Source organism: Janthinobacterium sp. 35 (assembly GCF_002754575.1).
Lineage (GTDB): Bacteria > Pseudomonadota > Gammaproteobacteria > Burkholderiales > Burkholderiaceae_D > Janthinobacterium > Janthinobacterium tructae.
Map to the genome: position 1 here is coordinate 710930 of NZ_PEFN01000001.1, position 13936 is coordinate 724865.

Here is a 13936-nt window from a genome sequence, read left to right on the forward strand (position 1 = left end):
ATTTAACGCTTGCGAAATGCGCTGTCAATGAAAATTCATGAAAAATCGGACTGTTTCATTCCTGAATCCGGAATCCGTGCATGTACACCTCTGCTGAAACAACAATGGCGGACTATCCGCAGCAGACAGCCCGCCATCGGTTCGTCCCGCGCTGCGGCTTAGAACTTCAGGCGCATGCCGGCCGTGAAGGCGCTGGAGTCATGCCCAGGCAAGGGCACGCTGCCGCCGCTGGAAGCGTCGCCAACGAAGTTGCTGCCCGCGCCATCGTTGTTGATGCGCCCGTACGAGGTGTACAGATTGGTGCGCTTGGACAAGGCATACGTGTAGCCAATGGCCAGCTGGCGCCCGCCGCGGCGCGCATTCGTGCGGTCATCCTTCTTGATGTACGACGCCATCACGCTGCCCGCCGCGCTGACCGGCGCGGACACGCCCAGCATGACGTTGCGGAAATCCGTGCCAGCATCGTCCTTGTCCGTCTCATACGCGGCGTGCAGCTTGGCGGGGCCGAAGTCGTAGGTGCCGCCCAGCAAAGTCACCTTGGCTGTGTTCAGCTCGCTATCCTTGCGCTTGTCGTGCGCCAGGGTCAGCACGAGCGGGCCGTTGGCGTAGTCGATGGAAAAGTCGATGGTGCGGCCCAGGGTGTTGCTGTCCGGCTTTTCCCCGAGGCCAACCATGATGGCAGCCGACAAACCGTTCACCTTCGGCGTCTCGTACATGATGGAATTTTTCGTGCGCAGGCTGGCCACGCTCATCAGGTTGAGCGAGGCGCCCGTCAGGCCCGTCTCGAACGGGTCGATATTGTCCAGCGCGGTAAACAGCGGGTTGTGTTGCAAGCCCAGGTTGACGGCGCCGAAGTCGCCGGACACGCCCACATAGGCCTTGCGGCCAAACAGCGCGCCCTGGCGGTTGGCGCCCGTATCGAGGTCGAGGCCATTTTCCAGCAAGAAGTTGACCTTCAGATTGTTGCCCAGGTCTTCCGTGCCCTTGAAGCCGATGCGGCTGCCCGACTGCACGCCGGTGGCCAGCTTGGTGACGGAACCGTCCGCGCCGCCGTGTTCGGACGTCAGGCCCGCGTCGAGCAAGCCGTACACGGTGACGGACGATTGGGCGCTGGCGCTGCCGGCGAAGAAGGAAGCCAGGACGGCCGCCGCTACGAGTGTGTGTTTCATGTCATCTCCAGGTATTGTGGTTTTTATAAACGCTTGAAACGAGAATCAACTACGGTGCTACAAATCTGGCTCAGGCGATCAGCCCGGCCATCGGCGACGAGGGCGAGGCGCGGATAAGCGCTGCTCTCTGGGGCATGCGGCCGGCCAGATAGGCCTCGCGTCCGCCCTGCACTGCCAGTTTCATGGCGCGCGCCATGCGGATCGGCTCGCGCGCCGCCGCGATGGCGGTATTCATCAGGATGCCGTCACAGCCGAGTTCCATGGCGATGGCCGCGTCCGACGCCGTGCCCACGCCGGCATCGACCAGCACGGGGACCTTGGCTTGCTCGATGATCAGCGACAGATTCCACGGATTCAAAATGCCCATGCCCGAGCCGATCAGGGACGCCAGCGGCATGACGGCGATGCAGCCGAGGTCTTCCAGCATGCGCGCCTGGATGGGGTCGTCACTGCAATACACCATTACCTGGAAACCATCGCGCACCAGCTCCCCGGCCGCTTTTAACGTTTCCGGCATGTTCGGAAACAGCGTCTTTTCATCGCCGAGAACTTCCAGCTTGCACAGCGGGTGCCCGCCCAGCAGCTCGCGCGCCAGTTGCAGGGTGTAGATGGCGTCGCGCGCGTTGTAGCAGCCGCCCGTGTTGGGCAAAATCGTGTATTTCGACGGCGGAATGAAGTCGAGCAGGTTCGGCTCGCCCTTCTCCTGGCCGATGTTGACCCTGCGAATTGTGACGGTGACGATCTCGGCGCCGCTCTCTTCAATGGCGAGGCGCGTTTCCTCGAAATCCTTGTATTTCCCTGTACCCACCAGCAGGCGCGACTGGTAGGTGGTGCCGGCAAGGGTCAGGCCGGCCGGTGGTTGGCTGGGGGTGGCGTCGTCTCTCATCGTGATCTCCAAAGTTAAAGCTGGGGTCAGTCCTTCCGGGATTGGAATGTGCCCCATTGGGGCATATTCCCCCGGCGGGTCTGACCCCGGAACTCCTCTGCTGCAGACTGCGGCGCCAGGCGTTCGCCGCAAAACGCAAAATCGACGTCGGGCCGCCGTCCCGACACGAGGTCGGCAATCGCCCTGCCCGCGCCGCAGCCCATGGTCCAGCCCAGGGTGCCGTGGCCCGTGTTGAGGAACAACTGGCGGTAGCGCGTGGCGCCGATATACGGCACATTCGACGGCGTCAGGGGGCGCAAGCCGGCCCAGTAGACGGGATCGCTGTAATCGCAGGCGTGAGGGAACAGCGCCTGCACGCGGCGCGTGATGGCGGCGCAGCGCACGGGATTGAGTTCGCGCGTGTAGCCGTTCAGCTCGCACGTACCCGCCACGCGCAGGCGCTCGCCCAGGCGCGAAAAGACCAGTTTATGGCCATCGTCCGTCAGCGATACGCTCGGTGCGCTGACGGGGTCGATGATCGGATAGGTGGCGGAATAACCTTTGCCTGGATACAGCATCAACCGTATGCCCAGCGGCTGCAGCAGCGGTGCGGAAAAACTGCCCATGGCTACCACCACGGCATCCGCGTGCTCGATGCGGTGGCGGCCCTGCGCGTCGATGCATTCCACGCCCGTGATGCGCTCGCCGTCCGCCAGCAGCCGCGTCACCGTGGTGCCGTACTGGAAATCCACGCCGGTGACCGCCGCGCGCGCGGCCAGGGCCGTGGTAAACAGATGCACGTCGCCCGATTCATCGCTGGCCGTAAAGTCGCCCCCGACGATGCGGCTGCGCGCGTGGCGCAAGGCCGGTTCCAGCCGGATCACTTCATCGGCGCTGACGGTATTGCGCGGACAGCCCAGTTCGCGCAACAGCGCGGCGCCCGCTTGCGATTTGTCAAACTCCTGCTGGTCCGTATAGAAATGCAAAATCCCCCGTTGCAGGTGGTCGTAGGCTATGCCCGTCTCGCGCCGCAGCGCCTGCAAACTCTGGCGGCTGTACTCGGCCAGGGCGACGATCTGGCGCATATTGCGCGACACCCGCGACGGCAGGCATTCGCGCAGGTAGTGCAAGGCCCACTGCCATTGCAGCGGGTCCAGGCGGGGGCGGAACAGCAGCGGCGCGTCGTCCTTGCCCAACCACGTGAGCACCTTGCGCAGGGTGGCGGGATTGGCCCACGGTTCCGCATGCGAGACGGAAATCTGCCCGCCGTTGGCAAAACTGGTTTCCTGCGCGGCGCCCGCCTGGCGTTCCAGCACGCGCACATCGTGGCCCGCCTGGTGCAAATACCAGGCCGATGCCGTGCCGACCACGCCGGCGCCGAGGACAAGGATCTTCATGGCGGGCCCGGCTCGCTTAGCGCGTCAGCAGGACGGCGATGGCGACGAAGGCGGCGATCCACACCGTTTCCATCACCAGCATGATGACGGGACGCCAGCCCAGCGAGGCCAGCGACTGGAACGAGGTTTTCACGCCCAGCGCGGCAATCGCAATGACCAGACAGGCGCGCGAAGCATTGTTGATCCAGCCATTCACTTCCTGCGGGATCAGGCCCAGGCTGTTGGTAATCACCAGCCACACAAAACCGATCAGGAAAAACGGCACCAGTGGCGGCGCATCGACTTCGCTCTTGCCATCCTTGCGCTTGAACATGATCGACAGGCCCAGCACGACGGGCACGAGGCAAGCGACACGCGTCAGTTTGACGAAGGTGGCCACGTCGCCCGTATGGTTGCTCACCAGATAGCCGGCGCCCACCACTTGCGCCACGTCATGGATGGTGCCGCCGATGAAGACGCCCGCTTCCGTCGGGTCAAAGCCCAGCAGGTTGACCAGCAGCGGGTAGACGATCATGGCCAGGGTCGACAGCGACGTCACGCCCACCACCGTCAGCAGCGTGAACTTTTCGTTTTCCTTGGTTTGCGGCAGCACGGCCGAGATGGCCAGCGCGGCCGAGGCGCCGCAGATGGCGACCGAGCCGCCTGACAGAATGCCTTCCGTGATGGGGCGTTTCAGCCACTTGGCCAGCAGGTAGCCGAAGCCTAAAGTCGCCACCAGGCCGCCGACGACGATCAAGAGTGGCGTCACGCCGACCGAGGCGATCTGGTTGAAGGTGATGCGCGCGCCCAGCAGGGCCACGCCCGTGCGCAGCAGGATCTTGCTGCAAAATTCGATGCCGGGCTTGCAGGTGGGGTCGGAGGCGAGGAAGTGGAAAGCCAGGCCGAAAAACAAGGCATACAGCAGTTGCGGGCCGCCGTAATTGCTGGAAATAAAGGTGGCCGACAGGGCGATCACCAGCGCGATGGCCACGCCGGGCCAGCTGCGCAGCACGGCGCGGGGACGCCAGATGGCGACGGCGGAAGACAGGTAGGGAATGTTCTTGTCGACAACGCGTGTTATCGCTGAGGAGTTGGTTTTCATGCGGGTCCGCTCATAATGTTTTAAAAATTGGGACATTTCATCTCGTTTTTTAATAATACACGATGAGCTAGCGAAGTCCATGCTTTTCCATGAAAATCGAAACCGGATGTTCCGGAAACTGACGTTTTTTTATTTTCACCCGCCGTAAACGACAAGCGGCGCGGCCCTTTGCAGGGACGCGCCGCCGTTGCAGGTGCTTGAAAGATTACTTTTTGTTCAAACGGGTGATCAGGCTGGACGTGTCGTAACGGTTGCCGCCCGCCTGCTGCACTTCGGCATAGAACTGGTCCGTCAAGGTCGTCACGGGCAAGTCGCTGCCGTTGCGCTTGGCTTCGGCGAGGCAGATGCCCAAGTCCTTGCGCATCAGGTCGACGGCGAAACCGAAGTCGAACTTGCGTTCGATCATGGTCTTGCCGCGGTTTTCCAGCTGCCACGACTGCGCCGCGCCCTTGGAAATCACGTCGACCACCAGGGCCGCATCGAGGCCCGCGTTTTCCGCAAAGGCGATGCCTTCGCTCAAGGCTTGCACCAGGCCCGCGATGCAGATCTGGTTGACCATTTTGGTGAGCTGGCCGGAACCGGAAGCGCCCATGTAGGTGACGGCACGCGAGAACAGGGCGATGACGGGCTCTGCCCGCGCGTACGCCTCTGCATCACCGCCCACCATCACCGTCAGCTTGCCGTTTTCCGCGCCCGCCTGGCCGCCGGACACGGGCGCGTCGAGGAAGAACACGCCCTGCTCTTGCGCCGCCGCATGGATGGTGCGCGCCGCTTCGGCGGAAGCCGTCGTATGGTCGATCAGGATGCTGCCCGGCGCCATGGCGGCCAGCAAGCCGCCCTCTTCCAGGATCACCTGGTACAGGTCGTTATCGTTGCCGATGCAGGTAAACACGAACTCGGCGCCAGCGGCAGCGGCGGCCGGCGTGGCGGCGCTGCTACCCTTGTGCTGCTCCAGCCAGGCGGCCGCGCGGGCCGGATTGCGGTTGTACACGGTGACGTCATGCCCGCCCGCCGCCAGGTGACCTGCCATGGGGAAACCCATGACGCCCAAACCGATGAATGCCACTTTTGCCATATTGTCCGTCCTGTCGAGGTATGAATCCGATTATTGTTACATTACCTTGCGCAAGATCAAAGCACTTCGCGCAATGCGGCCATCAAGGCTGCACACTCGGCCGGGTTGCCGATGCTGATGCGCAGATACTGGCTGATGCGCGGTGCATTGAAATGGCGCACGATGACGCAGCGGGCGCGCAAGCCGGCCGCCAGTTGCGCCGCGTCATGCTGCGGGTGGCGGGCAAAGATGAAGTTGGCCACCGAAGGCAGCACCTCGAAGCCCAGCGCCACCAAGTCCGCCGCCAGCTGTTCGCGGCTAGCGATGACGGCCTGGCGCGTCTGCTGGAAATACGCTTCGTCGTGCAGCGAGGCGACGGCGCCTGCCAGCGCCAGCCGGTCCAGCGGATACGAGTTGAAACTGTTCTTGACTCTTTCCAGCGCCTCGATCAAGTCCGCATGCCCGAAGGCACAGCCCACGCGCAAGCCGGCCAAGGAGCGCGATTTCGAGAACGTCTGTACCACCAGCAAGTTCGGATAACGCTCGACCAGGGCCACGGCGCTTTCCCCGCCGAAATCCACATACGCTTCATCGACCACCACCACGGCGTCGGGATGGGCGCGCAACATCGCTTCCACGCCAGCCAGCGGCAAGTCCACGCCCGTGGGCGCGTTGGGATTGGGGAAGATGATGGCGCCGCACGGCCCCTGATAGTCTTCCGGGCGGATGCGCATGGCGTCGTCGAGCGCTACCGTGCGGTAATCGATGCCATACAGTTTGCAATACACGGGATAGAAGCTGTAGCTGATGTCGGGGAACAGCAGTGGCGCATCGTGCTTGAGCAAGGCCATGAAGGCCAGTGCCAGCACTTCGTCGGAACCATTGCCGACAAACACTTGCGCGCTGGTCAAGCCGTGGTAGTCGGCCAGGGTTTGCTTCAATTCGCTGGCGGACGGGTCCGGGTACAGGCGCAGGCTGTCGTTGGCTGCTTCGTGCAGCGCGGCCAGCACCTTCGGCGACGGGCCGTAGGGATTTTCGTTGGTGTTGAGTTTCACCAGGTCGGGCAGTTTCGGCTGCTCGCCCGGGATGTAGGGGGTCAGCTCGCTGACGATGTTGCTCCAGAATCGGCTCATTGCTTTGCTTTGGTATGGGGGCAGGATGGGGATACGGTAGATTACCATGGCAGAGGTAGATCAAGGTGGCGGGGGCGCTGGGAGTTACTGCCTGAATGGAGGAAAAATCGCCTTGCGCTGCGCGCTTTGGGCGGTTTTTCTACCTGCCTTGTTGCGCTGGTGGCTTGCATATGTGGTGGGCATAAAAAAAGCTCCCTTGCGGGAGCTTCTTCTATGTATTCTGGCGGAGAGGGTGGGATTCGAACCCACGGTACGATTTAACGTACGCTTGATTTCGAGTCAAGTACATTCGACCACTCTGCCACCTCTCCGTTTACTGCGGTCTATTCATTCAAACTGGCGTGCCGGTTTGAACGAGGCGCTATTTTAGCATGGGGATTGTTGGGTTGGGTAGGGGTTTATTGGCGATTTGCAACTTGGGGCTGGCAATTAAAACCAAAACCTATATGGACGATTCGGGGAGCCCCGCGCAAATATGCGCGGAGCTTCGAATCCCACGCGCAAGGCGCGCAGGCGCCTTGCTCCTCTTCGCCGGCACAAATAAAAAAAGCTCCCTTGCGGGAGCTTTTTCTATTTGTTCTGGCGGAGAGGGTGGGATTCGAACCCACGGTACGATTTAACGTACGCTTGATTTCGAGTCAAGTACATTCGACCACTCTGCCACCTCTCCATTTACTGCGGTCTTTCCTCGCATTGCTGCGAGAAGGCAAGATTATAGCAGCCCGCAACAAAAAGAAAAGGACTATTTTTAAGCCTTCAAATGCGTCAGGCCACCCATATACGGACGCAGCACGGCCGGGATCTCGACGCTGCCGTCTGCTTGCTGGTAGTTTTCCAGCACGGCGACCAGGGTGCGGCCCACTGCCAGGCCGGAGCCGTTCAGGGTGTGCACCAGTTCCGGCTTGCCGGCGGCGTTGCGGAAACGCGCCTGCATGCGGCGGGCCTGGAAGGCTTCGCAATTCGACAGGGACGAGATTTCGCGATAGGTGTTTTGCGCCGGCAACCACACTTCCAGGTCGAAGGTCTTGGTGGCGCCGAAACCCATGTCGCCCGTGCACAGCGACATCACGCGGTATGGCAGGCCCAGGCGTTGCAAGATCGCTTCCGCATGGCCGACCATGTCATCGAGCACCTGGTACGACGTGTCCGGATGCACCACTTGCACCATTTCCACCTTGTCGAACTGGTGCTGGCGGATCATGCCGCGCGTGTCGCGGCCGTAGCTGCCCGCTTCCGAGCGGAAGCATGGCGTGTGGGCCGTCATTTTCAGGGGCAATTGATCGAGCGCCAGGATTTCATCGCGCGCGATATTGGTCAGCGTCACTTCCGACGTCGGGATCAGGTAGAAGGTCTCGCCCTCGCCTTCCGCGCCGCCTTTTTTCACCGAGAACAGATCGGCTTCGAATTTCGGCAACTGGCCCGTGCCGCGCAGCGAGTCGGCGTTGACCATGTACGGCGTATAGCATTCCGTGTAGCCATGCTCGTCCACGTGCGTGTTGAGCATGAACTGCGCCAGCGCGCGGTGCAGACGGGCGATGCCGCCCTTCATGACGGAGAAGCGCGAACCGGTCAGTTTGGTGGCCACTTCGAAGTCGAGGCCCAGCGGGCCGCCCACGTCGACGTGATCCTTGACTTCAAAGTCAAAAGTGCGTGGCGTGCCGACCTTGCGCACTTCCACGTTGCCCGCTTCGTTTTCGCCCGCTGGCGTCGATTCGTGCGGCAAATTCGGCACGGCCATGATGAAGTCGCTCAGCTTGGCTTGCACCAGGGTCAGCGCTGCTTCATCAGCTTTCAGCTCATCGCCCAGGCCGGCCACTTGCGCCATCACGGCCGAGGTGTCTTCCCCCTTGCCTTTCAACATGCCGATTTGCTTGGACAGCGCATTGCGCTTGCCCTGCAGTTCCTCGGTGCGCGTCTGGATCGCCTTGCGTTCGGCTTCGAGGGCGGTAAAACCGGCCACGTCGAGCGGGAAGTTGCGCGTCGCCAGGCGTTCTGCGACGGTGGCGATGTCTTTACGGAGAAGTTGGATATCTATCATGGGTGGATGGCGGTGCCGATGTATCGAAAGCACTCATTGTACCAAGACCCTGTTCACTTCGATGAGTTTTGCGCACGGTCCACCATCGTCATGGCAGTGTGGCTGGGCACTCGCGCCCGCTTTACATTTTTCGCTCAGCTTATTGCTTAAATGAACGCGGCTTTTTCGGCAGCGGTCAGGCGGCGGGCGCTGACGGTGACGACAGGCATCGTGCTGTCGGCAGCCTGGGCGATCAAGGTGCTGCTGGCGCTCACTTCCACGGTGTTCGCGCCGGCAGTGGCGAAGCTGGCGCCGATGGCGATGATGGCGGCGGCGACAAAGGTGATTTCCATGTTTTTCAGTGCGTGCATGATGTTACTCCTGGTTGGTTTGCGTCGTTGACTGCTGCTGGTATGATGGTACTTTAGCCAACGGCGACAAACAACGCCACCGGCTTGCGACCAGCGGCGAAAAACAGGGAGCGAACGGTGAAAAACAGGCACTGAAACGCAAACAATAGTTACAAGGCCTCATGCACCAGGCGGCCCAGGCGGCCAATCGCCTGCTCGATGCGCGGCGTCCACGCATTGCCGCAATTGAGGCGCAGATAATTGCTGAACTTGCCCGAGGCCGAGAACAGCTGGCCCGGCATATACGCCACGCCGTCGGCAATGGCCTGGCCATGCAGGGCCAGCGCATCGACTTGCGGCGGCATCTGCACCCACAGCACGAAGCCGCCCTGCGGCTCGGACAGCATGCACTCGGCCGGAAAGCTGGCCGCCACGGCGTCGGACATGCGGGCGATGCGCTGCACCAGGGTGCGCCGCATCTTGCGCAGCTGCTGGTCGTAGCTGCTGCCTTCCAAAAAATCGGCCAGCACGGCCTGGAAGAAATGGCTGGTGGCGCCGCTCGACACGGTTTTCAGCAAGGCCACTTCCTGCGCGAAGCGCCCGGCCAGCACATAGCCGACGCGCGAGGCGGGCGTGATCGCCTTGGAAAACGAGGAGCACAGCAAGACGTTGCCGCTCGTATCATAGGCCTTCACGGGCCAGGGACGCTGCGGCGCAAAGCACAGGTCGCCATATACATCATCTTCCACCAGCGGAATATTGAATTCCGACAGCAGGCCCGCCAGCCGCTTCTTGTTTGCTTCCGGCATGACGCAGCCGAGCGGATTGTTAGCGTTCGGCACGAACAGACACGCTTGCACGAGGCCGGCGCGCAAGGCCAGCTCCAGCGCATCGAGCGACGGCCCCGTCTTCGGATCGGTGGGAATTTCCAGCGCCTTCATGCCCAGACTTTCTATCATCTGCAGCAGCACGAAATACGTGGCCGACTCGATGGCGATGGTGTCGCCCGGCCTGGCCACGGCGCGCAGGCACAGGCTGATCGCTTCCGTGCAGGAATTCGTCACGACGATCTCGTGCGGGTCCAGCTTGCCCCAGTCCAGCGCGCGGCGCGTCACCTGGCGCAAGAAATTGCCTTCGCTGACGTCGTAGCAGCTGACCTTGCTCAACAAAGCGGGCTCGCGCCGCGCGACAAAGCTGATGGTGCGCTGCATGCGCTTGATCGGCAATATTTCGTCCGGCGGCCAGGCCGTGCCCAGCTGCACGATATCGGATGTTTCGTTGTCCTTCAGCACGCGCATCAGCAGATTATTGATGCCGACAAAAGCCGGCTCCTTCAAATGCTGGGCGTCGGCACTGCACGGGCGGCGCGGCGCCCGGTGGCGCACGAAATAGCCGGACTGGGGCCGCGCGTCGACCTGCCCCCGGTCTTCCATCAGGCGCAAGGCTTGCATCACCGTGCTGACGGAAATGCGTTTTTGCTGTGCCAGGTGGCGGATCGATGGCAGGCGGTCGCCGGGCGCAAACACGCGCGCGTCGATCAGGGCGCCCAGCTCGTTGGCCAGGTGCTCATACAGATTCAAATGCGCGCTCATGTTCATCCCTTCAGTATGCGGCTGCCGCGCGCGGCACGCACAGATACAGTTGCCCGATTTTTTGACAAGCACAGTGTACGGCAAGGGGCACTGTGATCATCACAATTTCGTTTTCCTGCATCTGTCATGGTTTAAGGCAAGCGCCTAAGCTGTTCCTGTCAGCACAACAGGAGCGATGCCATGCATACCGACCACGAATTACGCAGCGAACGCCCCCTGCGCCTGGAAAAAGCGCACGCCAGGGTCATCGAATGCCTGTCCGGCACGGCCTGGATCACGGCCTACGCCCAGTTCGACGATTGCGTGCTGCGCAGCGGCGAACGCTACACGATACCGAATGATGGCCTGGTGCTGGTCGAAGCCGTGGGTAGCGGACGCATCCGCGTGCATGGCACAGCCGCACCCCGGCCCGCCCTGCTGCGCTGGCTGAACCTGGCACTGCCTCACACACTGAACACAGGGAATACATGACTAAAGAATCACTGCGTCAAGCACCTTTGCGCGTCCTCGTCACGGGCGCCGCCGGCATCATCGGCACCGCTTTCTGGAAGCGCCGGCACGGGGAATTTTCCCTGCGCCTGGCCGACCTACACACAGGCAAGCTAGCCGAAGCGCCCTGCCCGTCCATGCAGCTCGACGTGGGCGACTATGCCGCCTGCCTGGCCGCCTGCATGGATACCGATGTCGTGCTACACCTGGCCGGCATGCCGCACGCCAGCGCCGATTTCGATGCGCAATTGCTGCAGCCGAACATCATCGGCACGCACAACATCTTCCGTGCGGCACAGACGCAGGGCGTGAAAAGAGTGGTGTTTGCCAGCAGCGCGCAAGCCATCGAGGGCTATCCGCTCGATATGCAAGTGCATGAGCACATGCCGGCCCGGCCCGCCAACATGTATGGCGCCAGCAAGGCCTTCGGCGAAGGCGTGGCTTCCGCGTTCGCGCACCAGCATGGCATGACGGCGATCGCCGTGCGCATCGCCAACGTGGCCCACTTTGCGCCAGGTCAGCAGCACAGCGCGCGCGACATCGCCGCCTTCATCAGCGAGCGCGACGTGGTGCAGCTGCTGGCGCGCTGCGTGAGTGCACAAGTGCCGGCCGGCTACCACGTCGTGCATGGGGTGTCGGACAACCGCTACAAGCGGCTGGCCATCGAAGCGACGCGCCAGCTGGTCGGCTACGCGCCGCAGGATGACGGTTTCAGCTTGCTGGGCTTATAGCCTCAGCCCTTGCCTGCTGGTTTTCCTGCTTTCCTGTCCAGCTCGCGCAGCCAGGCCAGTTTATCGGCAATTTTACTTTCCAGGCCGCGCGGCACGGGCTGGTACCAGCCCGGCTCGGCCATGCCATCCGGGAAGTAGGTTTCGCCAGCCGCATACGCATCGGGTTCGTCGTGCGCGTAGCGGTAGGCGTGGCCGTAACCGAGTTCCTTCATCAATTTGGTCGGCGCATTGCGCAAGTGCACGGGCACTTCCTTCGACTTGTCTTTCTTGACGAAGGCCATGGCCGTATTGAACGCGTTGTAGCCGGCATTGCTTTTCGCGGCGATGGCCAGATAGATCACGGCCTGGCCCAGGGCCAGCTCGCCTTCGGGCGAACCGAGCCGCTCATAGGTTGCCGCCGCGTCGTTGGCCATGGTCAAGGCGCGCGGGTCGGCCAGGCCGATGTCTTCCCAGGCCATGCGCACGATGCGCCGCGACAGATAGCGCGGGTCGGCGCCGCCATCGATCATGCGGCAAAACCAGTACAGGGCCGCATCCGGGTTCGAGCCGCGCACGGATTTATGCAGGGCGGAAATCTGGTCATAGAAATTGTCGCCGCCCTTGTCGAAGCGGCGCGAATTGAGGGTCAGCGCATTGTCGACAAAGGCCGCGTCGATTGTCGTCGTGCCCGTCGAGCTGGCGGCCGTCTCGGCCTGTTCCAGCAAATTCAAAAAGCGGCGCGCATCGCCATCCGCGTAGCCGATCAGGGTGTCAGCGGCCGCCTCGTCAAATGTCAGGTGCGTCAGCGCCGTCGATTGCGCCTTGGCCAGCAGCAGCTTCATCTCGTCTTCGTCGAGCGATTTCAACACATACACTTGCGCGCGCGACAACAACGCCGAATTGACTTCGAAACTGGGGTTTTCCGTCGTCGCGCCAATGAACGTCACCAGGCCCGATTCGACGAAGGGCAGCAAGGCATCCTGCTGCGACTTGTTAAACCTGTGGATTTCGTCGACGAACAACAAGGTGTGCTTGCCGAACTGGTCCAGGCTGTGGCGCGCCTGGTCCATGGCTGCGCGAATATCTTTCACGCCGGCAAACACGGCCGACAGGGCGATGAATTCGCTGTCGAAAGCATTCGCCATCAGGCGCGCCAGGGTGGTCTTGCCCACGCCGGGCGGCCCCCACAAGATCATCGAGTGGGCCTTGCCCGCCTCGAACGCCAGGCGCAGCGGCTTGCCCACGCCCAGCAAATGCGTCTGGCCGATGACTTCGTTGAGGGTAGCAGGCCGCAAGGCTTCGGCCAGCGGCTGGCGCGGTGCGGTGGAAAAGAGATCCGCCATAATGAGTTACCTAATAAGAATGCAAAAGCCCCGCATCGCTGCGAGGCTGGCTCATACGCAACGCGCGACAGTCTTAATTGTTGATGACGTCCGCGCCCTTGGGCATGACAAATTTAAAGTGATTGGCAGATAGCGCTGGATTCTTCTGAAAATTCTTGAACGCCAGCACCGATGTCTGCCCGAACGAATCGCGCAATTCCATCGCTTCCGGCACGCCATTGCGCAGGCCGATGGTGATTTCATCGAACGTCGTGTCCTTGGCTTTCGGCGTGGCTTTCAGCCATTCCAGGCCATCGCGCGTGCCCGCTTCGGCCAACGTAAAGTTCTTTTCCAGGTCGTTGCTGCCGAACAAGATGGCCGCTGGCGAGGAACCGAGCGCGTCGCCCAGTTTCTTCACCGTCACCTGGCTCAAGTCCTTGTCGTAGATATACAGCTTGTCGCCATCCGCTTGCAGCAATTGCTCGTACGGCTTCAGATAGGTCCAGATGAACTTGCCTGGACGGGCGAATTCAAACGTGCCGCTGGCGGGGGTCGATACTTTCGCCTTGCCGCTGGCGTCCGCCTTCTTGACTTGCCGCTGCACGAACTCGCCCTTGGCCGACTTGGTGCCGGCGGCAAAGCTCTTGAACTGCTCCAGCGCGCTGGCCGAGGCGCTGGCGGCGAACAGCAGGCTGCAGGCGACGCTGGCCGCGCCGATGATCATTTTTGTTGCGAAAGTCGTGTTCTTCATTCTGTT

13 protein-coding genes and 2 tRNA genes are annotated in these 13936 nt (G+C 62.0%); 2 read left to right on the forward strand and 13 right to left on the reverse strand.

Annotated features, from left to right (window positions below; translation table 11 throughout):
• Positions 1 to 158: 158 nt before the first annotated feature.
• The 11 genes from CLU93_RS03125 to CLU93_RS03175 form a co-directional block, all read right to left on the reverse strand.
• Positions 159 to 1169, reverse strand: a complete 1011-nt coding sequence (locus tag CLU93_RS03125; protein ID WP_099759956.1) for a porin — start codon at positions 1167 to 1169, stop codon at positions 159 to 161.
• A 70-nt stretch (positions 1170 to 1239) separates the two neighbouring features.
• The gene (locus CLU93_RS03130; RefSeq protein ID WP_099759957.1) at positions 1240 to 2055 is read right to left on the reverse strand and encodes a thiazole synthase; all 816 of its coding nucleotides are present in this window, start codon (positions 2053 to 2055) and stop codon (positions 1240 to 1242) included.
• 26 nt (positions 2056 to 2081) lie between these two features.
• Positions 2082 to 3431: a D-amino acid dehydrogenase gene (locus CLU93_RS03135; RefSeq protein WP_099759958.1), complete on the reverse strand. Its 1350-nt coding sequence runs from the start codon at positions 3429 to 3431 to the stop codon at positions 2082 to 2084.
• 16 nt (positions 3432 to 3447) lie between these two features.
• Positions 3448 to 4512 carry a YeiH family protein gene (locus CLU93_RS03140; protein ID WP_099759959.1) on the reverse strand — a complete coding sequence of 355 codons (1065 nt, stop codon included), beginning with the start codon at positions 4510 to 4512 and terminating at the stop codon, positions 3448 to 3450.
• A 205-nt stretch (positions 4513 to 4717) separates the two neighbouring features.
• Complete coding sequence (locus tag CLU93_RS03145; RefSeq protein ID WP_099759960.1) at positions 4718 to 5587, reverse strand: NAD(P)-dependent oxidoreductase; 870 nt, start codon at positions 5585 to 5587, stop codon at positions 4718 to 4720.
• Positions 5588 to 5643: 56 nt separating this feature from the next.
• A complete protein-coding gene (gene hisC, locus CLU93_RS03150) occupies positions 5644 to 6699 on the reverse strand; it encodes a histidinol-phosphate transaminase (RefSeq protein WP_099759961.1) in 1056 nt (351 codons plus the stop codon).
• 221 nt (positions 6700 to 6920) lie between these two features.
• Positions 6921 to 7010 (reverse strand) — tRNA-Ser (locus CLU93_RS03155).
• Between the two features lie 269 nt (positions 7011 to 7279).
• Positions 7280 to 7369, reverse strand: a tRNA-Ser gene (locus tag CLU93_RS03160).
• 78 nt (positions 7370 to 7447) lie between these two features.
• Positions 7448 to 8737 carry a serine--tRNA ligase gene (gene serS, locus CLU93_RS03165; RefSeq protein ID WP_099759962.1) on the reverse strand — a complete coding sequence of 430 codons (1290 nt, stop codon included), beginning with the start codon at positions 8735 to 8737 and terminating at the stop codon, positions 7448 to 7450.
• Between the two features lie 146 nt (positions 8738 to 8883).
• Positions 8884 to 9087: a hypothetical protein gene (locus tag CLU93_RS03170; protein WP_099759963.1), complete on the reverse strand. Its 204-nt coding sequence runs from the start codon at positions 9085 to 9087 to the stop codon at positions 8884 to 8886.
• A 149-nt stretch (positions 9088 to 9236) separates the two neighbouring features.
• Positions 9237 to 10658, reverse strand: a complete 1422-nt coding sequence (locus CLU93_RS03175; protein WP_099759964.1) for an aminotransferase-like domain-containing protein — start codon at positions 10656 to 10658, stop codon at positions 9237 to 9239.
• Positions 10659 to 10838: 180 nt separating this feature from the next.
• Here CLU93_RS03175 and CLU93_RS03180 point away from each other — a divergent pair, with 180 nt between their 5' ends.
• Together CLU93_RS03180 and CLU93_RS03185 are read left to right on the forward strand one after the other, a co-directional pair.
• On the forward strand, positions 10839 to 11129 hold the full coding sequence (locus CLU93_RS03180) for a DUF2917 domain-containing protein (protein ID WP_099759965.1): 291 nt from the start codon (positions 10839 to 10841) through the stop codon (positions 11127 to 11129).
• Positions 11126 to 11878: an NAD-dependent epimerase/dehydratase family protein gene (locus tag CLU93_RS03185; protein ID WP_099759966.1), complete on the forward strand. Its 753-nt coding sequence runs from the start codon at positions 11126 to 11128 to the stop codon at positions 11876 to 11878. Before CLU93_RS03180 ends, CLU93_RS03185 begins: the two co-directional genes overlap by 4 nt.
• A 2-nt stretch (positions 11879 to 11880) precedes the next feature.
• Here the strand turns inward: CLU93_RS03185 and CLU93_RS03190 are convergent, their stop codons facing one another.
• Together CLU93_RS03190 and lolA are read right to left on the reverse strand one after the other, a co-directional pair.
• On the reverse strand, positions 11881 to 13200 hold the full coding sequence (locus tag CLU93_RS03190; RefSeq protein WP_099759967.1) for a replication-associated recombination protein A: 1320 nt from the start codon (positions 13198 to 13200) through the stop codon (positions 11881 to 11883).
• A gap of 73 nt (positions 13201 to 13273) precedes the next feature.
• On the reverse strand, positions 13274 to 13930 hold the full coding sequence (lolA, locus tag CLU93_RS03195; RefSeq protein ID WP_257224860.1) for an outer membrane lipoprotein chaperone LolA: 657 nt from the start codon (positions 13928 to 13930) through the stop codon (positions 13274 to 13276).
• Positions 13931 to 13936 lie beyond the last annotated feature (6 nt).